General features: G+C 73.6%; 19 protein-coding genes. 12 read left to right on the top strand and 7 right to left on the bottom strand.

Annotated features, from left to right (window positions below):
- Window position 1: 1 nt before the first annotated feature.
- Window positions 2-3,214 (top strand): S8 family serine peptidase, encoded by a 3,213-nt coding sequence (locus tag ACZ7GX_RS05210; RefSeq protein ID WP_498773056.1) that lies wholly within the window; start codon window positions 2-4, stop codon window positions 3,212-3,214.
- A gap of 63 nt (window positions 3,215-3,277) precedes the next feature.
- Here ACZ7GX_RS05210 and ACZ7GX_RS05205 read toward each other — a convergent pair whose 3' ends face one another.
- Complete coding sequence (locus tag ACZ7GX_RS05205) at window positions 3,278-3,688, bottom strand: SSI family serine proteinase inhibitor (RefSeq protein ID WP_498773054.1); 411 nt, start codon at window positions 3,686-3,688, stop codon at window positions 3,278-3,280.
- 201 nt (window positions 3,689-3,889) lie between these two features.
- Between ACZ7GX_RS05205 and ACZ7GX_RS05200 the strand changes: the two genes are divergently transcribed.
- The gene (locus tag ACZ7GX_RS05200; RefSeq protein ID WP_498773052.1) at window positions 3,890-4,675 is read left to right on the top strand and encodes an AAC(3) family N-acetyltransferase; all 786 of its coding nucleotides are present in this window, start codon (window positions 3,890-3,892) and stop codon (window positions 4,673-4,675) included.
- 15 nt (window positions 4,676-4,690) lie between these two features.
- Here the strand turns inward: ACZ7GX_RS05200 and ACZ7GX_RS05195 are convergent, their stop codons facing one another.
- Complete coding sequence (locus ACZ7GX_RS05195; RefSeq protein WP_498773050.1) at window positions 4,691-5,485, bottom strand: hypothetical protein; 795 nt, start codon at window positions 5,483-5,485, stop codon at window positions 4,691-4,693.
- Window positions 5,478-6,338 (bottom strand): LysR family transcriptional regulator, encoded by an 861-nt coding sequence (locus ACZ7GX_RS05190; RefSeq protein WP_498773048.1) that lies wholly within the window; start codon window positions 6,336-6,338, stop codon window positions 5,478-5,480. Before ACZ7GX_RS05190 ends, ACZ7GX_RS05195 begins: the two co-directional genes overlap by 8 nt.
- 70 nt (window positions 6,339-6,408) lie before the next feature.
- Here ACZ7GX_RS05190 and ACZ7GX_RS05185 point away from each other — a divergent pair, with 70 nt between their 5' ends.
- The 5 genes from ACZ7GX_RS05185 (at window position 6,409) to ACZ7GX_RS05165 (ending at window position 11,754) form a co-directional block, all read left to right on the top strand.
- Window positions 6,409-7,293, top strand: a complete 885-nt coding sequence (locus ACZ7GX_RS05185; protein ID WP_498773046.1) for a DMT family transporter — start codon at window positions 6,409-6,411, stop codon at window positions 7,291-7,293.
- A complete protein-coding gene (locus ACZ7GX_RS05180) occupies window positions 7,290-8,126 on the top strand; it encodes an alpha/beta hydrolase (protein WP_498773044.1) in 837 nt (278 codons plus the stop codon). Before ACZ7GX_RS05185 ends, ACZ7GX_RS05180 begins: the two co-directional genes overlap by 4 nt.
- A gap of 97 nt (window positions 8,127-8,223) precedes the next feature.
- The gene (locus ACZ7GX_RS05175; protein ID WP_498773042.1) at window positions 8,224-9,888 is read left to right on the top strand and encodes a glycoside hydrolase family 99 protein; all 1,665 of its coding nucleotides are present in this window, start codon (window positions 8,224-8,226) and stop codon (window positions 9,886-9,888) included.
- A gap of 35 nt (window positions 9,889-9,923) precedes the next feature.
- Window positions 9,924-10,691 (top strand): SDR family NAD(P)-dependent oxidoreductase, encoded by a 768-nt coding sequence (locus ACZ7GX_RS05170; protein ID WP_498773040.1) that lies wholly within the window; start codon window positions 9,924-9,926, stop codon window positions 10,689-10,691.
- 247 nt (window positions 10,692-10,938) lie between these two features.
- Window positions 10,939-11,754 carry a TIGR02569 family protein gene (locus ACZ7GX_RS05165; protein ID WP_498773038.1) on the top strand — a complete coding sequence of 272 codons (816 nt, stop codon included), beginning with the start codon at window positions 10,939-10,941 and terminating at the stop codon, window positions 11,752-11,754.
- On the opposite strand, the gene ACZ7GX_RS05160 is transcribed toward ACZ7GX_RS05165, so the two are convergent.
- Complete coding sequence (locus ACZ7GX_RS05160) at window positions 11,729-12,652, bottom strand: SDR family NAD(P)-dependent oxidoreductase (protein WP_498773036.1); 924 nt, start codon at window positions 12,650-12,652, stop codon at window positions 11,729-11,731. The two genes, ACZ7GX_RS05165 and ACZ7GX_RS05160, sit on opposite strands and share 26 nt — an antisense overlap.
- Before the next feature lie 112 nt (window positions 12,653-12,764).
- On the opposite strand from ACZ7GX_RS05160, the gene ACZ7GX_RS05155 reads away from it, so the two are divergent.
- Together ACZ7GX_RS05155 and ACZ7GX_RS05150 are read left to right on the top strand one after the other, a co-directional pair.
- Window positions 12,765-13,304 carry a TetR/AcrR family transcriptional regulator gene (locus ACZ7GX_RS05155; RefSeq protein WP_498773034.1) on the top strand — a complete coding sequence of 180 codons (540 nt, stop codon included), beginning with the start codon at window positions 12,765-12,767 and terminating at the stop codon, window positions 13,302-13,304.
- A gap of 138 nt (window positions 13,305-13,442) precedes the next feature.
- Entirely contained in the window at window positions 13,443-14,015 is a 573-nt protein-coding gene (locus ACZ7GX_RS05150) for a hypothetical protein (RefSeq protein WP_498773032.1), read from the top strand.
- 5 nt (window positions 14,016-14,020) lie between these two features.
- Here ACZ7GX_RS05150 and ACZ7GX_RS05145 read toward each other — a convergent pair whose 3' ends face one another.
- Window positions 14,021-15,523, bottom strand: a complete 1,503-nt coding sequence (locus ACZ7GX_RS05145; protein WP_498773030.1) for a flavin-containing monooxygenase — start codon at window positions 15,521-15,523, stop codon at window positions 14,021-14,023.
- A gap of 69 nt (window positions 15,524-15,592) precedes the next feature.
- Between ACZ7GX_RS05145 and ACZ7GX_RS05140 the strand changes: the two genes are divergently transcribed.
- Window positions 15,593-16,594: an AraC family transcriptional regulator gene (locus tag ACZ7GX_RS05140; protein ID WP_498773028.1), complete on the top strand. Its 1,002-nt coding sequence runs from the start codon at window positions 15,593-15,595 to the stop codon at window positions 16,592-16,594.
- A gap of 185 nt (window positions 16,595-16,779) precedes the next feature.
- Window positions 16,780-17,646, top strand: coding sequence for an SDR family NAD(P)-dependent oxidoreductase (locus tag ACZ7GX_RS05135; protein WP_498773026.1), 867 nt, complete (start codon window positions 16,780-16,782; stop codon window positions 17,644-17,646).
- Here the strand turns inward: ACZ7GX_RS05135 and ACZ7GX_RS05130 are convergent.
- Both ACZ7GX_RS05130 and ACZ7GX_RS05125 read right to left on the bottom strand, forming a co-directional pair.
- A complete protein-coding gene (locus ACZ7GX_RS05130; RefSeq protein WP_498773024.1) occupies window positions 17,616-18,470 on the bottom strand; it encodes a transglutaminase-like domain-containing protein in 855 nt (284 codons plus the stop codon). The genes ACZ7GX_RS05135 and ACZ7GX_RS05130 overlap by 31 nt on opposite strands.
- Window positions 18,471-18,525: 55 nt before the next feature.
- Complete coding sequence (locus ACZ7GX_RS05125; RefSeq protein WP_498773022.1) at window positions 18,526-19,209, bottom strand: class I SAM-dependent methyltransferase; 684 nt, start codon at window positions 19,207-19,209, stop codon at window positions 18,526-18,528.
- Between the two features lie 82 nt (window positions 19,210-19,291).
- On the opposite strand from ACZ7GX_RS05125, the gene ACZ7GX_RS05120 reads away from it, so the two are divergent.
- A complete protein-coding gene (locus tag ACZ7GX_RS05120; RefSeq protein WP_498773020.1) occupies window positions 19,292-22,687 on the top strand; it encodes an NACHT domain-containing protein in 3,396 nt (1,131 codons plus the stop codon).
- Window positions 22,688-22,692: the final 5 nt, after the last annotated feature.

Raw genomic sequence — 22,692 nt, 5'->3', positions numbered from 1 at the left:
TGTGTTCAGACCACGAAAGCGCGGTAAAGCCCTGGGAGCCGCCGTCCTGGCGTTGGGGCTCGTCGCCGCACCGACCACGGGGGTGGCCGGTGCGGACACCGCGGGCGCGGAGCCCGCGGCGGGCATCCAGCCGCGGACCGTCACCCTCGTCACCGGCGACCGGGTCGTGGTGACCGGCGAGGCGGTCGGGTCGCTGCGGCCCGGTCCGGGTCGCGACGACGTCACCTTCCACTCGACCTATCGGGACGGTCGGCTCAACGTCGTCCCCGAAGACGCGCTCAAGGGCATCGCCGCGGGCAAGCTCGACCCGCGGCTGTTCGACGTGACGGGCCTGATCGAGGCCGGCTACGACGACGCGGGCAGCGACCACGTGCCGCTCATCGTCACCGGCACGCCGACCACCGGCCTGCGCTCCGCCCGCGCGCTGCCCGGCGCCGTCGCCACCCTGGCGCCCAAGGCGGACGCCGGGGCCGTGTTCCGCGACCTGCTCGCCGACCCCGGCGTCACCAGGGTGTGGCTCGACGGCGTGCTGCGCCCGTCCCTCGACCGCTCGACCGCCCAGATCGGCGCGCCGACCGCGTGGCAGGCGGGCCTGACCGGCAAGGGCGTCCGGGTCGCCGTGCTCGACGGTGGCGTCGACGGCGAGCACCCCGACCTCAGGGGCAAGGAGGTCGCCGAGCGCAACTTCACCGCCGACCCGGACACCACCGACCGCACCGGGCACGGCACGCACGTCGCCGCGACCATCGCCAGTGGCAACCGGACCTACCGCGGTGTCGCGCCGGACGCGCGCATCCTCGACGGCAAGGTCTGCGGTGACAACGGCTGCCCCGAGTCCTCCATCCTGGCCGGCGTGCAGTGGGCCGTCGACGAGGGCGCGGACGTCGTCAACCTCAGCCTCGGCGGCTACGACTCACCGGGCGTCGACCCCCTCGAGGAGGCGATCAACCAGCTGACCGAGAAGACCGGCACCCTGTTCGTCGTCGCCGCGGGCAACGGCGGGCGGTCCAAGTCGATCGACTCGCCGGGCAGCGCCGACGCCGCGCTCACCGTCGGCGCGGTCCGGCACGACGACGACCTCGCCCACTTCTCCAGCCGCGGCCCGCGCAACGGCGACGACGCGGTGAAACCCGACATCACCGCGCCCGGCCTGAACATCGTCGCCGCCAAGGCCGCCGAGGGCACCCTCGGCACCCCCGTCGGCAGGCGGCACGCGGCCCTGTCCGGCACCTCGATGGCCACACCGCACGTCGCGGGGGCGGCCGCCCTGCTCGCCCAGCAGCACCCCGACTGGACCGGCGCGCAGCTCAAGGCCGTCCTGATGGCCTCCGCCAAGCCGAACCCGGGGCTGTCCGTGTTCGACCAGGGCACCGGCCGGGTGGACCTGCCGCGCGCGATCACGGCGAACGTCGGCGCCACGCCGGTGAGCGTCACGTTCGAAGAGCAGCTGTGGCCCCACCACGACGACACCCCCGTCACCAAGACCGTCACCTACCGCAACAGCGGTTCCGAGGCCGTCACGTTCGACCTCACCGCCGAGCTCCGCGGCCCGAACGGCGCCGCCGCGCCCGCCGGCCTGCTCACCGTGGCCCCGGCGAAGGTCACCGTGCCCGCGGGCGGCACGACCGCCGTGGCCGTCACGGCGGACACCAGGGTCGGCACGCTCGACGGCGTCTACTCCGGCGCGCTGGTCGGCGGACCGACCCGCGTCCCGGTCAGCCTCGCCCGCGAGGTCGAGAGCTACGACATCGCGATCGAGAACATCGACGCCGACGGCAACCCGGCCCTGGACAACTCGACCGCGCTCGTCGGCATGGACAACGACGTCTACGAGACCTTGTACGGCCCCGACGGCACCGCTACCGCACGCGTGCCCAAGGGCGAATACATGGCGCGGGCGGTCATCCGCTCCTGGCCCAAGACCTGGGTGCTCGCCCGGCCGACCCTGACCGTCGACGCCGAGCGCACCCGCTACACCTTCGACGCCCGCGTCGCGAAACCGGTGCAGGTCACCGCGCCCGATCCCACCGCGGCGCCGATGATCGGCGACATCAACGTGTCCCGGCTCCTCAACGGCAGGCGCGTCGTGCTCAACACGGCTTTCCTCGGCGGTTTCGGGGACATGGCGCTCGGTCACGTCGGCCCGACCCTGACCGACCAGGAGCTGACCGTCTCGATCGGCGCGCAGTTCCAGAGCCCGCCGGTCGACGGCACGCCGACGCACCACCGGTTCCGCTGGATGGAGCAGGGCGCGGTGCCCACCGGGTACACCCGCGCGCCGACCAAGGCCGAGCTGGCCGAGGTGCGGACCACGTTCGCGCCCGGCCCGGCCGACCGCCAGTACCTGCACAGCGGCAACGCCAGCCCGCCGGACGGCTCGGGCGGCTGGTCGGTGGGCCTGCCCGTGCCCTCGGGCGGCGCGGTGGTCGACCTGGTCACGCCCGACCGGCTCACCTGGAGCTGGGGCTTCCAGCGGCTGTCGCCGCAGTACCGGACCGAGGCCGACTACTCCTCGTTCAACCGCACCTACCGGCTGGGCGAGAAGCACTCGGAGCGGTTCGGGCACCCGGTGCTCGGGCCCGGCCTGTCCGGCTACTCGGCCACCTACCTCGGCGTGCACGAGGACCGCGTCACGGCGCAGGTCCCGCTGATCAACGACCGCGACGGCAACCTCGGCCGCGGCAGCCACGAGTCCGCGCGCACCTCGGTGTACCGGGACGGGCGGCTGGTCGGCCAGATCCGCGACCAGTGGGGCGAGTTCACCGTGCCGGAGGGCGAGGGCCGGTACCGGGTGGAGCACGACGTGGTCCGCGATCCGACGGCGCACGAGCTGACCACGCGGGTCAGCGGCGCGTGGACGTTCCGGATGGCGACCCTGCCCGACGGGCACGGCCGCCGGCTGCCGATGTCGGTGGTGCGGTTCAACCCGGAGCTGGACGCGGCCGGCGGCACGCCCGCCGGACGGCTGCTGAGCGTGCCGCTGGTGGTGGAGCAGCAGGACGGCGCGGACAACGGCGAGGTGGGCCAGGTCCGGGTGGACGTGTCGTTCGACGACGGCAAGACCTGGCGGCGCGTGCCGGTGGCAGGAGGGGCGGCCCTCGTGCGGCACCCCGACGCGGCCGGGTACGTCTCGCTCAAGGCGTCCGGCGCCGACAGCGACGGCAACACGTTCGAGCACACCGTGATCCGCGCTTACAAGATCACCCGCGGGTAGCGCCCCGCGCTGACGCCCCGGGTCGGTCGACCACCGGCCCGGGGCGTCGGCCAGGCGGGAGCCTCAGCCCCAGACCGGGAGCCACGCCTGCCAGCGGTCCTCCTCGCAGGAGTTGCGGCGGTTGAACTCGGCGGCCACCTCGACCCCGAACAGCAGGCCGCTCACCTTGGCGTACTCCGGCCCGAAGACGCGGTCGTAGCAGTGCGCCGTCGGCGGTGGCGGCTTGATCGTGCCCGGCGACTTCCGGATCGCCTCGCACGCCGCCTTGGGCTGCGGGTGCGTGCCGCCGTCCGGGTCGCAGGTGAGGCGGAACTCCCGGACGACCGGCGTCAACCGGCCGTACACGGAGATCGTGAGGTGGGTGGTCGGGTCGGCGGTCGGGGCCGCGGTCGCGGCGGGTGCGAGCACCGCGGCGAGAGCGGTCACGACGGACAGCAGGGACAGCGCCCCGCGGAGCGGGCTGATGACGGACACGTCGGTCTCCTCCAACTGATCTGCGTTGACCAAGGTGGAACCCGGTACGGGCGGCGGCGGTGTCCGCACCAGTAAACCACCTGTCCACTGTGGACGGACTTCGGCAGGCCGCAGGGCCCCGCCCACCCCCGCCGGCCCGCGTGCCGCCGCCGCCGGGCACCATCTGGGTCGACCCCGGACGACGATCGAGGACGACCGACGATGACCCTGGCGCACGCGACGCTGACCGAGAGCTGGCGGAAGACCGGCGTCACCGAGGGCATGACGCTGATCGTGCACTCGTCGCTGTCCGCGCTGGGCCCGGTGGACGGCGGCGCGCCCGCCGTGGTCGACAGCCTGCTCACGGCCGTCGGACCCGCCGGCACGGTCGTCGTCCCGGCGTTCACGCCGCAGGTCGCCGACCCGGAACCGCACCGCCGTGGCGTGCCCGACGAGGACCTGCGGGCCCGGCGCGCCGCCGTGCCGCTGTTCCACCCCGGTCTGCCCAGCCCGATGGGCGCGATCGCGGAGGCGCTGCGCACCCGCCCGGACAGCGCGCGCAGCACGCACCCGCAGGCGTCGGTCGCCGCCGTCGGCAGGCACGCGCGGGACGTCGTGGCGCACCAGCCGCTGAACTTCGCGCTGGGCGCGGACTCGCCGTTCGGCCGGCTGCACGACCTCGACGCGCGCATCCTGCTGATCGGCGTGCGGCACAACCGCGACAGCTTCCTGCACCACGCCGAGACCCTGACCCCTCGGCCGAGGCTGAAGCTGCGCCGGTTCCCGACCCTGGTGGCCGGCGAGCGGGTGTGGCTGGAGGCGTTGGACGTGGGCGACGACAACAACACCCACTTCCCCACCGTCGGCGACGAGTTCGAGCGGCGGGCGGGCGTCGAGCGGACCGAGGTGGGCCGGGCGTCCTGCGTGCTGATCCCCGCGCGGCCGTTCGTGGAGTTCGCGGTCGGACGGCTCACCGAACTGCTGGCCGGCGTGCCGGCCGCCCGGTAGCGCCGCACGGCACGGTCAGGCGCGGTCGAGGACCACGGTGTGGTCGACCCGGTCCGGCGGTGGCGCGCCAAGCCGCCACCGCGCGGACGTGGCGGTCAGGTTCACCGTCACCGAGTCCGCCGACACCCGGTCCACCGCGCCGACCCAGTGCGCGTTGCGCGTGACCAGGTCCGCCACGAGCGCGCCGTCGGGTTCCGCCACGGCGTCGTCCAGCGCGGTGCCGGCCAGGAGCGCGAGGAGCCGGCCCAGCACCGCGGCGGGCAGGGCCGGATCGGTCGACTCCAGGGCCACGTAGCAGTCGTCGTGGCCGGAGAACCACACGCGCGAACCGACGAGCGCGGGCAGCACCGGTTCGTGGTGGGCGGCGGTGCCGAGGGCGAGGGCGATCTCGTCCAGCCGCTCGGCGCTCGGCGGGGCGGGCAGGTCGACCAGGGTCAGCTCGTACGGCGACCACCCGGCGAGGAAGCGGGGCAGGTCGTCACGCCGCAGCACGAGGACCTCCTCGCTGAGGCCGACCACGCCCGACGCCAGAGTCCCCAACTGGTGCGCCCGCCCGTCGACGCCCTGCTCGGCCGCGATGCGCGACGGCGGCCACTGCCGGTACTCATCGTCCAGGAAGCTGGTAGTCGCCAGGTCGACGACCACGATCGTCTCGTTCGCCGCGGCCACGACGAGGTCGGCAAGCTCGGCGGCCGTCGCCGCGGTCGCGTCGAGGCGCCAGGAGCCGTCGACCTCGCGAGCGCTGAAGCTCAACGGGAACGGCGTGCCGCCGAACCCGAGGCGGTTCACCCCGAACGCGCTGTCACGCACGATCACCGCCCGGCAGGGACCCCGCCAGCGCGGTGACGGCCGGGTGCCACTCGCGCCCCGGCGGGCCGCTGACCACCAGCCGGCGCACCACCCGCGGCCGCAACGGCACCAGCGCCAGCCCCGGCACCAGCATCGACGCCACCAGGCCGGGCACGATCGAGACGCCGACACCGGCCCGCACCATGGCCAGCAGCGTCCCCAGCTCGCGCACCCGGTGCAGCGGGTCGAACGGCAGGCCCGCGTGCACCTGCCGCACGTGCCGCTCGCACCCGCCGCACGAGAGCAGGAACGGGTCGTCCGCCAGGTCCGCCACGTGCACCTCGCCGACACCGGCCAACGGGTGGTCGGTGCGCAGCAGGGCGTGGAACGCGTCCTCGCCCACCGGCACGCCGTGACCGGGCGGCGGGTCGACCACGACGGCCATCTCCACCGTGCCGTTGGCCAGCCACTCGGCCACCTCGTCGTCCTCGCCCTCGAACACCCGCACCCGCACGTGCGGGAACTCCGCCTCCCACCGGGACATCAGGTCCGGCAGCAGCCCCTGGCACACGGTCGGCGGCGCGGCCAGCTTGATCGTGCCGCGAGCCGCCCCACCGTGCCGCGCGGCCAGGTCCGTGATCGCCACCGAGGCGGCCACCGCGGCACGGGCGTGCGCCACGACCTCCGCGCCGAACGCCGTCGGCCGCGGCCTGCCGCGCCGGACCAGCACCGGGTGGCCGAGGGTGCGTTCCAGCGCGGCCACGGCGTGCGACACAGCGGACTGCGTGAGGCCCAACGCGTCGGCGGCCGTGCCGAAACCGCCCTCGTCCACGACGGCGAGGAACGCGCGGAGCTGCGCGAGGTTCAGGGCCATGAACAACTCTCATGGGTTGGCGGACGTGACTTGTTGGACTCATCATCGCAGGTGCGGAGATCCTCACCCGGTGCAGACGTCCGGGAAGTTCGTGCTGCTGTCCGTGATCTGGGGCGGCAGCTTCGCGTTGATCAAGGTGGCGGTGGACGCGGGCGTGCCCGCGGTGTGGGTGGCGTTGTCCCGCTGCCTGTTCGGCGCGCTCACGCTGTGGGCGATCTGCCTGGCGCAGGGCGCGGCCGTGCCGCGGGACCGGCGCACGTGGGGCCACGCGGCGGTGGTCGCGCTGCTGCTCAACGCGGTGCCGTTCACGCTGCTGGCGCACGGCGAGACGCAGGTCAGCTCGGTGCTGGCCGGTGTCTTCAACGCCACCACGCCGTTGATGACGCTGGTGTTCGTGCTGCTGATCGTGCCGGGCGAGCGGACGACGGGGACGCGGGTCGCCGGGCTGCTGGTCGGCTTCACGGGCGTGCTCGTGGTGCTGGGCGCGTGGCGCGGGTTGGCGGGCGGTGTGCTCGAAGGCAGCCTCGCCTGCCTGGCCGCGACCGCGTGCTACGGCGCGGGTTTCGCCTACACCCGCCGGTTCTTCTCCGGTGGCGACCACAGCGCGAGCGCGTTGTCGGCCGTGCAGATCACCTGCGCGACGCTGCAACTGGCGCTGGTCGCACCCGCGTCGGGCGGCTTGCCGTCGTGGCCGGGGATGTCGGCGGCGGTGGCGCTGGTCGTGCTCGGCGCGGCGGGGACGGGCCTGGCGTACGTGCTCAACCTGGACGTGATCCGGGCGGCCGGGCCGGCGGTGGCGTCGACCGTCACCTACGTCGCGCCGCTGTGGTCGACGGCGATCGGCGCGGTGCTGCTCGGCGAGCCGGTGGGGTGGACCACGCTGGTCGGCGGCGTGGTCGTGATCGGTGGTGTGCTGCTGGCCCGATCCCGGCCGAATGTGAGGATCACTGCATGAACGCGATCTACGTCTTCGTGCCGGGCTCCAACAGCAACTCGTTCCACTGGTCACCCCTGCTCCGCGAACTCACCCTGCTCGGCCGCCGCGCGCTCGCCGTCGACCTGCCCGGACACGGCTTCGACGCCCCGTTCTCCCCGTCGTACCAAGCACCTCAGGACCTGGCCGCGCTGGCCACCGCGCCGTCCGGGCTCGCCGGCGCGAGCCACGCCGACAACGTCGCGCACGTGATCGACGTGGTGCGGCGCGCGGGCGAGCACGGCCCGGTGGTCCTCGTCGGGCACAGCCGGGGCGGGATGACCGTGACCGGCGTGGCGAACGCCGTGCCCGACCTGCTGCACCGGGTCGTGTACGTGTCCGCGTGGTGCTGCGTCGACGTGACCGCGGGCGGGTACATGGAGGGGCCGGAGTGGGCGTCGAGCGCGCTCAACGACCTCCCGGGCCTGCTCGCGGGCAACCCGGCCGACCTCGGCGCGCTCCGGATGAACTGGCGCACCTCCGACCCGGACCTGCTGGCCAAGCTCAAGGCCGCGATGCTGGCCGACGGCACGGACGCGGAGTTCCTGGCGGCGCTGAACACCCTGGAGCCGGACGAGAGCCTGGACGGCGGCAGCGACCGCGTCGACCCGGCGGCCTGGGCCCGCCTGCCGCACACCTACGTCCGGCTCGCCGACGACCGCTCGGTCCCGGTCGGGCTGCAGGACCGGTTCATCCGCGAGGCCGACGCGCTGCTCCCGGACAACCCGTTCGACGTGCACACCCTCGACACCAGCCACATGGGCTTCCTGGTCCGCCCCCGGCGCGCGGCGGAACTGCTCGCCGGACTCGCGTAGTCCCGGTCCGCCGCCAGAATCCCGGTTTGTCGAGTTATTGCGTGACGCTGCTCACTTCTTGCATGCTGATGCCGTCCCTCCAACGAAGGAGCGTGCGGTGCCCCTGTCACGCAGGACATTCCTCGGGTCGGCCCTGGCCGCCTCCGCCCTGACCACCACCACGTCGACCCCGGCGGGCGCGGCCAGCCCGCCGGGCGACGTGGTCGGCAAGATCACCGTCGGCTACCAGGGCTGGTTCGCCGCCCGGGGCGACAACTCGCCGATCGACGGCTGGTGGCACTGGAGCGACAACTGGGGTCAGCCGCCGTCGCCGACCAACCACGCGCTCATGTCGTGGCCGGACATGACGGACTACGCGAACAAGTACCCGACGGCGTTCGGCGCCCTGGGGAACGGTCAACCGGCGACCGTGTTCTCCAACCACGACTACCAGACCGTGGACGTGCACTTCCGCTGGATGCGCGAGTACGGCTGCGACACCGCCGCCCTCCAGCGGTTCAACCCGACCGGCGGCGAGGGCCCGATCCGCGACGCCGTCACCGCGCACGTCCGGCGGGCCGCCGAGGCGCACGGCGTGAAGTTCTACCTCATGTACGACGTCACGAACTGGACGAACATGCAGTCGGAGATCAAGGCCGACTGGACGGCGAAGATGCGCGCGTACACCTCGTCCCCCATGTACGCGCGCCAGAACGGCAAGCCGGTGGTCTGCGTCTGGGGCTTCGGCTTCAACGACCCCGGCCGCCCGTTCACCCCGCAGCAGTGCCAGGACGTGGTCGACTGGTTCAAGGGCCAGGGCGTGTACCTGATCGGCGGCGTGCCGACGCACTGGCGGCGCGAGATCGAGGACTCCCGCCCCGGGTTCGCGCAGGTCTACCGCAGCTTCGACATGCTCTCGCCGTGGATGGTCGGCCGGATCGGGACCGTGGCCGACGCCGACCACTTCCACGCCAACGTGAACTCGCCGGACCTGGCGGAGTGCGCCCGGCTCGGCATCGACTACCAGCCGTGCGTGCTGCCCGGCGACCTGTCCCGGCGGCACCGGGCGCACGGCGACTTCATGTGGCGGCAGTTCTACAACATGTGCCGCCTCGGCGTGCAGGGCATCTACATCTCGATGTTCGACGAGTACAACGAGGCCAACCAGATCGCCAAGACGCCGGAGACGCAGGCGGGCATCCCGGTCGGCTCGGGCTTCCTCGCCCTGGACGAGGACGGCACGCGGTGCTCGTCGGACTACTACCTGCGGCTCACCGGCGACGGCGGCCGGATGCTGAAGGGCCAACTCGCGTTGACGTCCGTGCGCCCGACCAAGCCGATGCTCACCGACACACCGCCCGTCGAGCGCGACCTGGCGGCGGGCAGGCCGACCACGCAGAGCAGCCAGACCCAGCACTACGGCAGCCACTTCGCGGTGGACGCCGACCCGCACAGCTACTGGGAGAGCGCGAACGGCGCGTTCCCGCAGTGGATCGGGGTCGACCTGGGCGCGGTGGCCGCGCCGCGCCGGATGGTGCTGAGCCTGCCGCCGAACCCGGCTTGGGGACGCCGCACGCAGACCATCGCGGTGGAGGCGAGCACGGACGGCTCGGCGTTCACGACGGTGGTCGGCGCGGCCGGCCACGTGTTCGACCCGGCCACCGGCAACGCGGTCACCCTCGCGCTGCCCGCCGGGGTGAGCGCCCGGCACGTGCGGCTGCGGTTCAGCGGCAACACGGGCTGGCCGGCCGGGCAGCTGGCCCGGTGGCAGGTCTTCGGCTGAGCGCCTGGGAGCGCTCCCACGGTACGCTGCCGCGCATGACGAGCGTTCTGGTCACGGGTTCGGCGGACGGCATCGGTCGGGAGACGGCGGCGACGCTGGTCTCGCTCGGGCACCGGGTGGTGCTGCACGCGCGCGACGAGGCGCGGGCCGGGCAGGCGCTGGCCGCCGTGCCGGGCGCGGCCGGCGTGCTGGTGGGCGACCTCGCGTCGCTGGCCCGGACCAGGGAGCTGGCGGCGGCGGCCTCCGCCGAGCCCTTCGACGTGGTGATCCACAACGCGGGGCTGGGCGGCGGCCTGCCCGAGCGGACGGTCACCGAGGACGGCCTGGAGCTGTTGTTCCAGGTCAACGTGCTGGCGCCGTACCTGCTCACGGCCCTGATGCCCCGGCCGCGGCGGCTGGTCTACCTGACGTCGGGCCTGGAGTCGCAGGGCGTGGCGGACCTGGACGACCTCCAGCACGAGCGCGGCCCGTGGCACGGCATGCAGGCCTACTCGGACTCCAAGCTGCTGGACGTGGTGCTGGCGTTCGCGGTGGCCCGGCGGTGGCCGGACGTGCTCAGCAACGCCGTCGACCCGGGCTGGATCAAGACCAAGCTGGGCGGCCCGAACGCCACCGACGACCTGCCGACGGGCGCCGACACCCAGGTGTGGCTCGCGACGAGCGACGAGCCGGCCGCCACCGTCACCGGCCGCTACTTCAAGTGGCGCGAGGACCTGCGGGCCAACCCCGCCGCCTACGACGTGGCGATCCAGGAACGCCTGCTCGGCGCCTGCGCGGAGCTCACCGGCGTCGCGCTGACCTGATCACGGCGTCGCCACGACCGGGGTGAAGCCTCCTCGACCAGGTCCGCGAGTCGTGCGGCAGCCAGTCCACTCGCGCACCACCGCCGTGCCGAGCAGCCACGGCGAGAGCACCGGGTGGTGGCCGGGGCGCCGATCGCCCAGCCCTGCCCACGCCGCGCGGTAGTGGTTGGCCCGGTCGTGCGGCCCTTCCGCGGAGCCTGCCGAAAAGGACCCGTCACCGCCGGGCCGGGTTGCCTACGATCCCGGCGTGCCAAGACCGCCGCGGACCGTGCTGTCCGCGTTCGGCGTGACGGCCGAGCCCGTCGTGCTGCCCGGCGGTCGGGGCGGCACGTGGCGCGCCGGCGGGGTGGTGCTCAAGCCGGTGGACTTCGAGCCCGAGACGCGGTGGCGGTCCGACGTGCTCGCCGCCCTGCCGCCGTCGCCCGCGTTCCGGGTCGCCCCTCCCGTGCGGTCCGCGTCCGGCGACTGGGTGGTCGACGGGTGGGAGGCGTGCCGCTTCGTGGCGGGTGAGCCGGACGTCGGCAGGCCGGACGACGTGCTGCGGGCCGGGATCGCGTTCCACGAGGCCGTGCGCGACGTGTCCCGACCCGCGTACCTCGACCTCCGCGACGACCCCTGGTCGGTCGGCGACCGGGTCGCCTGGGAGGAGTCGCCGGCCGACGTCGGCCCCGCGGCGCTCGACCTGCTGGAACCGCTGCTCGCGGCGCGGGCTCCGGTGGACCTGCCGGCCCAGGTCGTGCACGGCGACCTGGCGGGCAACGTGCTGTTCGCCGCCGGCCTACCGCCCGCGGTGATCGACTGGCCGCCGTACTGGCGGCCCGCGTCGTGGGCGGCGGCGGTCGCGGTGGTGGACTGCCTGTGCTGGCACGGCGCCCCGCCCGACCTCGCCGACCGGTGGTCGCACCTGCCGGCGTGGGACCAGGTGCTGCTCCGGGCGTTGATCTACCGGATCGTGACCCGGGACCGGGCCGCGGGGGACTGGCCGGCGGACCAGGTCCGCGCCTACCGGCCCGTGATCGACCTGGTGGCGGCCCGGGTCAGCGGGCGAGCATCTCCTCGGTGACCTGCCACAGCCGGGTGGCCGCCTCCGGGTCGAGCGCGTAGGCCGCGACACCGCGGACCAGCGTGTCGCCCCGGCTCGGCAGGGCTTCGGCGCAGTCCTCGAAGTACCGGCCGCCGACGCCCTCCAGCAGCGGTGACGTCGCCAGCAGCACCGAGGTGGCCGCGCCCTGCTCCGGCGTCTTCAGCTGGTAGCCATCCGCGGCGGCCCGGTCCCTCATCGCCCGCAACTGCTCGCCGTCGACGTGGCGCTGCAGGTTGGTGTCGATCCCGCCGGGCATCAGGGCGTTCACCGTGATGCCGTCGGCCGCCCAGCGCTTGTTCGCCTCCACGGCGAACAGGATGTTCGCGGTCTTCGACTGGCCGTACGCCGTCCACGGGTCGTAGGGGCGCTCGGTGTAGTGGATGTCGTCGAAGACGACCGGCGACATGAGGTGCGCGCTGGAGCTGACGGACACGACCCGTGCGCCCTCCAGGGCCAGGAACCGGTGCAGGCCAGTGGTCAGCGCGAAGTGGCCGAGGTGGTTGGTGGCGAACTGGAGTTCCCAGCCCTCCGGCGTGCGGGTCTCCGGCGCGGCCATCACGCCCGCGTTGGCGACCAGGATGTGGAGGGGGCCGTCCCAGCCGGCGACGAACGCCGCCACGGACGCCTGGTCGGCCAGGTCGAGTCGGGCGACCCGGACGTCGCCGCCGATCTCGTCGGCCACCCGCCGCCCCGCCTCGGTGTCGCGGACCGCCAGCGTGACCTCGGCCCCGGCCGACGCCAGCGCCCGCGCGGTCTCGACGCCGATGCCGGACGCGCCGCCGGTGACCACCGCGCGCTTGCCGGTCAGGTCGATGCCCGCGACGACCTGCGCCGCGGTGGACTCCGCGCCGAACGGCGTGGTGATGTGCTCGCTCATGCCCTGCTCCCCTGTCGTACACTGAAGCGGAGGTTCCTCCGTTACGTTCGACATTAACCGGAGGACCCTCCGCTTGGCATCGAGAGCCGCGTCACACCCGTATGGAGGCACCGTGTCCCGCCCGCTGCGCGCGGACGCCCAGCGCAACCGCGACCGCTTGATCGAGACCGCGCTGGAGGCGTTCACCAACGAGGGCGCGGACGCCACGCTGGACGCAATCGCCAAGCGCGCCGGCGTCGGCATCGGCACCCTCTACCGGCACTTCCCCACCCGCGAGGCGCTGGTGGAGGCGGTCTACCGCAACGAACTGGCCAAGCTGTGCGACGCCGTGCCCGAGTTGTTGCGCACGCTGCCGCCGCACGAGGCGACCAGGGCGTGGATGGACCGGTTCGTCGAGTACATGGCCACCAAGCAGGGCATGGGTGACGCGTTGCGCGCGGTGATCGCGTCCGGCGGCAACCCGTACGCGCAGAGCAAGGACCGGCTGACCGAGGCGATGGCCACGCTGCTGGAGGCCGTCGGCCGCCCCGACGTCGCGCCGCTGGACGTGGTCGCCACGCTCGCCGGCATCGCGCACACGGTGCCCGACGTCGGCCCGGCGGACGGCATGCTCGACCTGGTGATGGACGGCCTGCGCTACCGGCGGCCCTGACACCGCCCGCTCGTGAACGTCGCTCGTTCGCGAACGCTGCCCGCTCGCGTACGTCGCCCGAACGGGCTACGTGCCGTAACGCACCCGCCCCGCCCGGCGAGTCCCGAACAGGTGGAGCCGAGCGGAGTGGAGCGGGAGATGGTGAACCGTCGGGTGTTCCTCGGTGCGGCGGGCGGCGCGGTGGTGGCGACCGCCGCGGGTCAGCTCGTCGCCCCGGCCACGGCGCACGCCGCCCAGGGCGGGTGGTCGAGGTGCCGGAAGTGCCGGAGCCTGTACTTCCCCAACGTGGCGGCGGTGTCGCTGTGCGCCGGGGGCGGGGTCCACGAGCGCGACCCGTTCGACGGCCTGGTGTACAAGGTGCTGCTGGAGCACGAAGGTGTGGCGGAGCAGGTGGGGTGGCGCTCCTGCGCGGCGTGCCAGTGCCTGTGGTGGGCCGGCGGCTTCTCCGGCCACTGCCCCGGCGACCCCAACGGCCACCGGGTGAACAGCCGGACCGTCCGGGCGTCGTTCGCCTACGTCGTCGAGCACGACCTGAGCACCCCCGAGCACTGGCACCACCGGGGCTGGCGCTCGTGCTTCAAGTGCGCCACCATGTTCCGACCCGCCTACGGGACCATCCCGGTGGACAACGGCCGGTGCACGGCCCCCTACAGCTCGGGCCACGACGCCACCAACTCGTTCGACTACGCGTTGCAGGTGCAGTCCCCCTAACCGCGCTACCGGCCCCGCACCGCCGACAGCGCGCCGTCGACGGCGGCCCGCCGCGTGCCGACGAGCTGCCGGCCCAGGTCGCCGCGCAACGTGGACAAGGCGTCGAGCGGGTAGTTCTGCCGCACCCGCCACGGGCCGCGGTCGCCCTGGCGCGGGAACGCGTCGATCGCCCGCTGGATGTAGCCGGACGCGAGGTCGAGCATCGGGCGGCGGGTCAGCGGGCGGTCCGGGGTGGGCACGACGGAGGCGTAGCCGTGCCGGTCCATGTGGTTGACCACCCGGCACACCAGGCGCGAGGTCAGGTCGGCGCGCAACGTCCACGACGCGTTCGTGTAGCCGACGCACACGGCGAAGTTCGGCAGCCCCGTGATCATCGCGCCGCGCCAGACGAACTGCTCGGACAGCTCCACCCGCCGCCCGTCCACGCTCGGCGCGATGCCGCCGAAGGCCAGCAGCCGCAGACCGGTCGCCGTGACCACGACGTCGGCCGGCAGCTCACGCCCGGACCGCAGCCGCACGCCGTCGGGCGTGAACGTGTCGACGTGGTCGGTGACGACCGACGCGCGACCGCGCTTGAGGGCCTTGAACAGGTCGGCGTCCGGGATCGCGCACAGCCGCTGGTCCCAGGGGTCGTAGGTGGGGGTGAAGTGCTCGCGGACCGCGGCCTCGTCCTCCAGCACCTTGGTCGACAGCCCGGTGAGCACCTTGCGCGCGGCCTTCGGCCAGCGGCGGCAGAACTGGTAGAAGGCCACGCCGAACAGGATGTTCTTGGTCCGGATCAGCCGGTGCGCGACGGCGGCGGGCAGCAGCTCCCGGACCTTGTCGGCGAGCTTGTCGCGGCCGGGCACCACGCCGACCCACGTCGGCGAGCGTTGCAGCATGGTGACGTGCGCGGCGGTCTCGGCCATCGCCGGCACCAACGTCACGGCGGTCGCACCGCTGCCGATCACGACCACCCGCTTGCCCGCGTAGTCCAGGTCGTCGGGCCAGAACTGCGGTCGCACCACGTCGCCGCGGAACGACTCGACACCGGGGAACACCGGGTCGTGCCCCTGGTCGTAGTCGTAGTAGCCGGCGCAGGAGTAGAGGAAGTCGCAGGTGATCACGCTGTCCACGACGGCGCCGTGCTCGTCGCGGCGGCTGGTCGTCACCGTCCAGCGGGCGGTCTCGGTGGAGAAGTCGGCGGCGAGCACCTTGGTCCGGTAGCGCACCAGCCGGTCGATGCCGAACTGCGCGGCCGTGGCCCGGATGTAGCGGAGGATCGACGGGCCGTCCGCGATCGACTTCGCCTCGCGCCAGGGCTTGAACGGGTAGCCGAGGGTGAACATGTCCGAGTCCGACCGGATGCCCGGGTACCGGAAGAGGTCCCACGTCCCGCCCATCGTGTCGCGGGCTTCGAGGATCGCGACGGACTTGCCGGGGCACTCGGTGCGCAGCCGGTAGGCCGCGCCGACACCGGACAGTCCGGCGCCCACGATCACGACATCGAGGTGCTCGGGAGTGGTCATGCGCCCAGTGTGCTGGAGGCGCCGGCGGGGTTCTTGACCGGGGACGACAAGTATTTGACCCTGTACGACATGTCGGTGGTCCGGTCTGCGGGGTTGCGGGGGTTCCGGGCGACCGTGGCCGAGCTGGGCGGCCGGGCCGAGGACTACGCGCGCGCGGCGGGCCTGCCGGTGGCCGCGCTGGACGTGGACGACCTGCTGGTGTCCGACCGGGTGCTGGCGGCCGTGCTGGAGGTCGCCGCCGACGGGCTGGGCTGCCCGGACCTCGGCCTGCGGGTGGCCGCGCGGCAGGACTTCGGCATGCTCGGGCCGCTGGCGCTGGCGATCCAGAACTCGCCGACCGTGGCCGACGCGCTGGAGTGCACGTCGCGCTACCTGTTCGTGCACGCGCGGTCGTTGAGCCTGTCGCTGGTGGACGACCCGTACGGCGCGCCGGACCTCGGCGCGCTGCACTACGGCGTGCCGCCGGGCCTGCCGATCTCGGTGCAGGCGATCGACCTGGGCCTCGGGTTCCTGCACCGGTCGATCACCTACCTGGTGGGCGGCTCGTACGGGTTGCGCAGCGTGGAGCTGCCGTACACGCCCGTCGCGCCGCTCGCGGTGTACGAGGAGTTCTTCGGCGCGACCGTCCACACCCGGCAGGACGCGCCCTTGCTGCGGATGCCGCGCGCCCTGCTGGACCGGCGGCTGGCGGGCGGTGACGAGCGGGTGTGGCGGTTGGCGCTGGCGTTCCTGGCCGAGCAGACCGCGGGCGACGGCGCGACCATGACGGCCCGGGTGCGCGGCGTGCTGACCCGGTCGCTGGGCACGGTCCCTCCGGAGATCGGTGCGGTGGCCCGGCTGGTCGACCTGCACCCGCGCACGGTGCAGCGGCGGTTGGCCGCCGAGGGCACCACGTTCGCCACCGTGCTGGACGAGGTGCGGCGTGAGGCGGCCAAGCGCTACCTGACCACGACGGACATCCCGATGAGCCAGGTGGCGGGGATGCTGGGGCTGTCCGAGCAGTCCGCCCTGAGCCGCTGCTGCCGCCGGTGGTGGGGCATCACGCCGAGCGCCGTCCGCCGCGGGGCGTGACGTCGCATGAAGCCGACGCGGGGCGTGAGGTCGAAGAGGTCCGGCCGTCGGGGCGTGAGGTCGACGAGGTCCGGCCACCCCGACCTGGTGTCGTGCCGGGTCAAGTTCCTGTCGCGTCAGGTCAAGCCCGGCCGGGCGGGTCGGGCCAGACTGGTGGGGTCCACCGACGTCCTCCAGGAGGCCTCATGTCCCAGCTCTCGCCCTACCGGTTCGCAGGCGGCACGGCGGTGGTGACCGGCGCGGCCGGCGGGATCGGCGAGCAGGTCGCGTACGGGTTGGCGCGGCGCGGCAGCGACCTCGTGCTGATCGACCGGGACGCCGAGCGGCTCGCCGCCGTGGCCGAGAGGATCCGGGGTGTGCGGGTCGAGGCGATCGTGGCCGACCTGTCCGACATCGCCGGGCTGGCAGACGTCGCGGCACGCGTGCTGGCCGCGGCACCGCGGACCACCCTGCTGGTCAACAACGCGGGCGTGGCGCTCGGCGGCACGTTCGACCAGGTCAGCGCGGACGAGTTCGACTGGGTCATGGACATCAACTTCCGCGCGCCGGTGGCGTTGACCCGGCTGCTGCTGCCGACGTTGCTGGCCTCGCCCGGCAGCCACGTGGTCAACGTGTCGAGCCTGTTCGGGCTCATCGGGCCACCCGGCCAGACGGCGTACTCGGCCAGCAAGTTCGCCCTGCGCGGGTTCAGCGAGTCGTTGCGCCACGAGCTGGCCGACCGGGGCGTCGGCGTGACCTGCGTCCACCCGGGCGGCATCCGCACCAGGATCGCGGAGAACGCGCGGGTGGCGGCCGGGGTCGACGAAGCCGAGGCGGCGGAGGGCAAGGCGAACTTCGCGAAGCTCCTCACCTACCCCGCGGACAAGGCGGCCGAGCGCATCCTGGCCGGCGTGGCGAAGCGCAAGGGCCGGGTGCTGATCGCGTGGACCGCCGTCGCGCCCGACGTCCTGGCCCGCCTCTTCCCCACCTCGTACCTGGCCGTGATGAACCGCCTCAGCCCGGCCACCACCCGCAACGCCGCTCAGCGCAACACGACCTCCACCGGCAACTGAGTCACCTGGTCGTGCGAGGTGATCACCGGCGACACGCGGTAGGCGTCGGTGTCGAAGAGCGCCCCCAGGTCGGCGCCGGGGTCCTGCATCGAGGCCGCCAGCTCGTCCGCGGCCTCGACGTCCTCTTCGGACAGTTCGGGTTCGTCGCTCAGCAGGCCCCAAAGGTCCCACAGGATCATCTCGTGCTTGTTCAACGACGCCAGGTCCTGCACGAGGTCGTGCCGCACCTGCGTGAGACCGCGCGTGCCGGGGATCATCAGCTCGGGCGAGACCACGAACCGCTCGGGCTCGACCGCACCCGAACGGCACGCCCGCCACGCGTCCGCGCCGACCAGGAACCGGTCCCTCGGCACGTCCATCAGGTCGACCCCGCCGTCGAGGAACTGCGGGTCGACCAACCGCCACCGCCACCCGTCCCACACCTCGGCGACCACGTGGTCCAGGTACCAGCCGTCCGCGAGGTACCCGGCGAACCCGACCCGCGACCGCGCCGGGACGCCGTGGTGCCGCGCCATCGACACGAACAGCAGCGTGAAGTCGCGGCAACAGCCCACGATCCGCTCCGTCGGCGCACGCTCCTCGCCCAGCGGCGCGGGGTTGAGCTCGCGCAGCCGGGCGAACATGTCCGCCGCGTACCGCAGGTCGACCTCCGCCAGCCGCTCCGCCGGGAACCCGTGGTCGGTGATGTCCCCGTTGCCCCAGTAGTGGAACACCAGCCCCGCGGCGGCCCGCCGCAGCTGCGCCAGGTCCGGCCCGACGCCGTCCAGCCACCCGGCCGCCGGACCGGGATCGGTGAACCGGCTGTGCGTGGTGTAGTCGATCATGTGGCTCCCCTCGGCCTGTGTGCCGCCCTGTCTAGGGCCTGCCCCAGGGGCACGGTCAAGCGGTCACGGTGAACAGGACGTAGCCGTAGCTCAACTCCCGCCGACCGGGGTTGGCGCGGACCCAGCCGTCCACGACGTCGCCGGGGAACTCGATGCGCAGCACGGCTTCCAGCTCCGCCGCGTCACGGCACCGCCAGGACGCCATCACCTCGGTCCGCTCGGCGCCCCGCTCCCGCCACCACGCGTCGGTCGTGTCGGCGGTCCCCTGCGCGGACGCCCAGGGCGAGGCGGCGAGCAGGTCGGCGAACTCGCCGTGCCGCCAGTCGTTGTCGATCACGACCAGCGTGCCGCCGGGCCGCAGCACGCGCCGCACCTCGGCGAGCCCCGGTGCGCAGTCCGGCGGGAAGAAGTAGGCGAACCGGGCGTGCGCCACGTCCACGCTCGCGTCGGGCAGCGGGACGTGCTCCGCCGAACCGTGCCGCACGTCCCCGCGCTCCCGGGCCCTGACGAGCAGCTCCGGGTCGGGCTCGACACCGATCACCGCGCCCGCGTCGACCGCGTAGCGGGGCAGCCAGAAGCCCGTGCCGCAGCCGAGGTCGAGCACCGTGCGCCCGGCCCAGTCGGCCTGCTCGCGCAGCGCGCGCCACAGCCGTCCGTCGGGGTCGATCGCCTCGTTCTCCCGCTCGTACAGGTCGGGGTGGTCGGCGATGTTGGGCGCGCGGTGGAAGTCGGGGAACACGCCGTCACCGTAGGCGGGGCGGTGTCGGCATTCCACCCGTTTGTGCGGTGACCACGGCCATGATCACGCGTACAACACAGGCATGGCGGACTGGCACAACGAGATCAGCGGCGGTCACATCACCGGTCCGGTCGTGCAGGCGGGCACCATCGACCAGCTGACCGTGCAGCTCGGCGCCGCCCCCGCCGACCCGATCCCGCCGTTGACCTCCTGGTCGGGACGCCCCGAGCTGACACCTGAGCTGCGGGACCTGCTGGAAGCGCAACGCCGGGCGACCGAGTCGATGCCGTACAAGCTGCTCGGCGTGAAGCAGCCCGAGCTGACCCAGGTCTACGTCGAGCAGACCATGCGCCCGCAGGCGCCGGAGCGCTCCCCCGAGCCGGACCGCAAGCCGTCGGCGGAGTCGACCGAGCGCACCCTCGCCGTGGCCGCGGCGCTCGACCGCAACGGGCACCTGCTGATCACCGGTGAGCCGGGCAGCGGCAAGTCCACCGTCGGCTACCTGTACGTGCAGCAGATCGCCGAGTTCTGGCTCAGCGGGGGCACCGGCCCACCGCCCCTCTCCGAACCGGTGCTGCCGCTGCGGGTGCCGGCCCGCGCGTTGGCCGCCAACAAGGCGTGGGCCGACCTGCTCGCCGCGGGCGCGGCCGAAGCGCTGGGCCGGTTGCTCGGCGAACGCCCGCCGTCCGCGCTGCTCGCCCGCCGCGCCCTCGGCGCCCGGTGGCTGGTGTTCGTCGACGGCCTGGACGAGATCATCGAGCCGGACACCAGGGCGCAGGTCATCGACGCGATAGCGCACCAGGTGCGCCGGGACTCGGACCACCGGCTGGTGATCACCACCCGGCCGCTGCCCGGCGACGAGCTCAAGCCGCTGGAGCAGGCGGGCGTCGACGGCTACGCGATCCAGCCGTTCGGCCGGGTCGAGCTCGAGGAGTTCGCGCGGGCGTGGTTCCGGGCGCAGTCCCTGATGACCGCGAAGAGCGCCGCCGAGGCGTTCGTCCGCCAGGTGCGGGACGGCCGGTTGCGCGAGTTGGTGCGCAACCCCCTGCTGGCCACGATCGCGGCCATCGCCAAGACCCTCGAACCGGACCGCCCGCTGCCCAACAGCCGGGTCGACCTCTACGGCCGGTTCATGGAGTACCTGCTGGACGACGGCGCGAGCCGGCGCACCACCATCGCCGAACTGCGCCGCTCGGTGCACGGCGACCCGGAGCGGGAGGCGTTGGTCGAGTGGATGCGCCGGCACCGGACCGGGATCGTGGAGCGGCTGGCGACCCACCGGTTGGAGAGCGAGTCGCCGCTGTTCGAGGCCGCGTGCGCGTGGGTGGAGGAGAACCACTCGCCCCTGCCCGACCAGTGGCAGGACGACCTGCACGCGCTCCTGTCCGGCACCGGGGTCTTCGTCCAGACCGACGACGACCTCCGGTTCCGGCACCACTCGTTCGCGGAGTTCCTGGCCGCCCGCCGGCGTGCGGGCGAGATCCCGGCGGACTTCCCGGACCTGGACGAGTGGATCGAACACGGCCTGACCGAGAGCAAGCGGGCGTTCGCGCTGTTCACCTTCGCCCTGTGGGGACGGGACGACCGCGATCTCGGCCGGGTGCTGTCGGTGCTGCTCGCGGGCACGAAACCGGAGGTGCTCCTGGCGGGTCGGCTCCTCGCGGAGGGCGTGGCGGTCGACGAGTCGCTGACCGCCGCGGTCGTGGACCGCGTCGTGGAGCTGATCCTGGCCAACGGCGTGCTGCCAGACCCGTGGAAGGACGTCGAGGAAGCGGGCGACGTGCTGGTGTCCCTTCCGCCTGAAGCGGTGCCGCCTCCCGTGATGGACCGACTGCGCGCCCTGCGCGACCGCCCGGAGCTCGCCGAGGCCGTGCGCGTCGAGGCGGCGATCGTGCTCGGCAAGCTCGAAGACCCGGACTCGGCGGCCCGGTGGCTGGAGGAGTTCGCCGACCGGGCCAGTCCCGCCGGGCTCAAGCGGGCCGTCGTGGCGTTGAAGGACCTCGTCCCGGAAGGAGCGGATCGCGCGGAACACCTCCTCGTCCGGCTGGCCGCGGCCGGACAGAGCCACGCTCGGGCGATGACGATCGTCTCGATCATGGTGGACACCGGGATGACCGAGGCCGCGGGCCCCCTGGTGCGCGGGCTCGTCCGGCGGCTGCGGGACGACCCCGCGCTGACGGGCGACGGGGCGCTCCCCCTGCAGTCGGTCGGCTGGGCCACCGCGGACGTGTCCGGCGCGAGCCCGGCCGGCTGGGCTGCGCTGGCGACGCTCGCCGCCACGGCCAAGTGCCGGGACGAGGCGCTGTGGGCCGCCGACCGGGCGTTCACCGCGGAGGTGTCGAGTGTGGACGAGTTCGGCGAAGCCGTCTCGGCGGTCCTGTCGGTGCTCGATTCCGCGGGAGTGCCGATCGTGCTGGCCGCCGCGGCGGGGAAACCGGTCAGGTACCTGGCCAAGGCGGCGGAGGCTCTCCAAGAGGCACTGCACCTCGACGCGGCGCTCGATGCGGCCCGGGAGGTGCTGTCGGAGCCACGTGACAACGCCCACGCGGTCTACCTGGCCGCCCGCGTCTTCGTCAACTCCAACGCCATCCCCGACCTGGTGCGGGTCTTGGACGAGAAGTCGTGGCGGAGCGACCGGCACTGGGGACAGCTCGCTGCCGCGCTGTCGGATTCGAAGAACCCGGAGGTCATCCGCCGGTTCACCCGGCCCGCGTTGACCGACCCCTCGGTCGACAGCTGGGACTTCGAGAGGGTCGTCCGCGCGTTGTTCGACCCCGAGGACCCGACGACCGCGGCCGACATCTACGCCGCGGCCCGTTCGCGCAGCCCTGAACACCAGGCAGCGGCTATCAAGGTGTTCAGCGGTGCGGACCACGACGAACCCGTCCGGAGGTTGGTCGAAGGTCTGCTCGACCGCGACACGGAGCCCGGCGTGCTGGCGGCGATCGCGCTGGACCTGATCCACCTCCGGAAGTTCGACTTCACGGACGCGCTGTTGACGGCCGCGGCGGAGAGGTCGCCCTACAGCGACGAGTACCAGCACCACCGAGTCGTCAAAGCGCTCGCCGCCGGCGGGCGCAAGGCGGAAGCCGTCGCCGTGGCGCGGCGCGTAGCGGGCATGTCCGACGGCTACTGGCTCGACGATCTCGTCCAAGCGTGGACGGCCGCAGGTGGCGCCGCCTGCGCCGACGGGATCGTGGCCGCGACGTTGGCGCGAGGCCTCCCGGCGGCTCGCCTGATGGCGGTGGCGGACGCGCTCGCCTCGGCGGGGTTGCTGCACGCTGCGGCGACCCTGTGGTCGGCGGTGGTCCGGCATCACGGTGAGGCGATCGACCAGGGTGTGTCGGCGGCGTCGCGCCTGATCCGCTGCGGCCGTCGCGACGACGTGCTCGCCGTGCTCGACCGCGCGCTGGAGGAGCAGCGGACGGAACCCGAGAACGCCCGGTTGCGGGCGTTGCGGGCGTGGGCGGCGGTGTGACGGTC

The organism is Actinosynnema sp. NPDC037264 (genome assembly GCF_055603705.1).
This window is presented reverse-complemented; position numbering and strand designations above follow the sequence as displayed.

What these genes read in the sequence shown, in the direction of transcription:
- ACZ7GX_RS05135 (WP_498773026.1), top strand. Translation starts at nt 16,780, where the DNA reads ATGTCCCAGCTCTCGCCCTACCGGTTCGCAGGCGGCACGGCGGTGGTG.
- ACZ7GX_RS05120 (WP_498773020.1), top strand. Translation starts at nt 19,292, where the DNA reads ATGGCGGACTGGCACAACGAGATCAGCGGCGGTCACATCACCGGTCCG.
- ACZ7GX_RS05200 (WP_498773052.1), top strand. Translation starts at nt 3,890, where the DNA reads ATGACCCTGGCGCACGCGACGCTGACCGAGAGCTGGCGGAAGACCGGC.
- ACZ7GX_RS05190 (WP_498773048.1), bottom strand. Translation starts at nt 6,338, where the DNA reads ATGGCCCTGAACCTCGCGCAGCTCCGCGCGTTCCTCGCCGTCGTGGAC.
- ACZ7GX_RS05150 (WP_498773032.1), top strand. Translation starts at nt 13,443, where the DNA reads ATGGTGAACCGTCGGGTGTTCCTCGGTGCGGCGGGCGGCGCGGTGGTG.
- ACZ7GX_RS05145 (WP_498773030.1), bottom strand. Translation starts at nt 15,523, where the DNA reads ATGACCACTCCCGAGCACCTCGATGTCGTGATCGTGGGCGCCGGACTG.
- ACZ7GX_RS05180 (WP_498773044.1), top strand. Translation starts at nt 7,290, where the DNA reads ATGAACGCGATCTACGTCTTCGTGCCGGGCTCCAACAGCAACTCGTTC.
- ACZ7GX_RS05170 (WP_498773040.1), top strand. Translation starts at nt 9,924, where the DNA reads ATGACGAGCGTTCTGGTCACGGGTTCGGCGGACGGCATCGGTCGGGAG.
- ACZ7GX_RS05130 (WP_498773024.1), bottom strand. Translation starts at nt 18,470, where the DNA reads ATGATCGACTACACCACGCACAGCCGGTTCACCGATCCCGGTCCGGCG.
- ACZ7GX_RS05140 (WP_498773028.1), top strand. Translation starts at nt 15,593, where the DNA reads ATGTCGGTGGTCCGGTCTGCGGGGTTGCGGGGGTTCCGGGCGACCGTG.
- ACZ7GX_RS05160 (WP_498773036.1), bottom strand. Translation starts at nt 12,652, where the DNA reads ATGAGCGAGCACATCACCACGCCGTTCGGCGCGGAGTCCACCGCGGCG.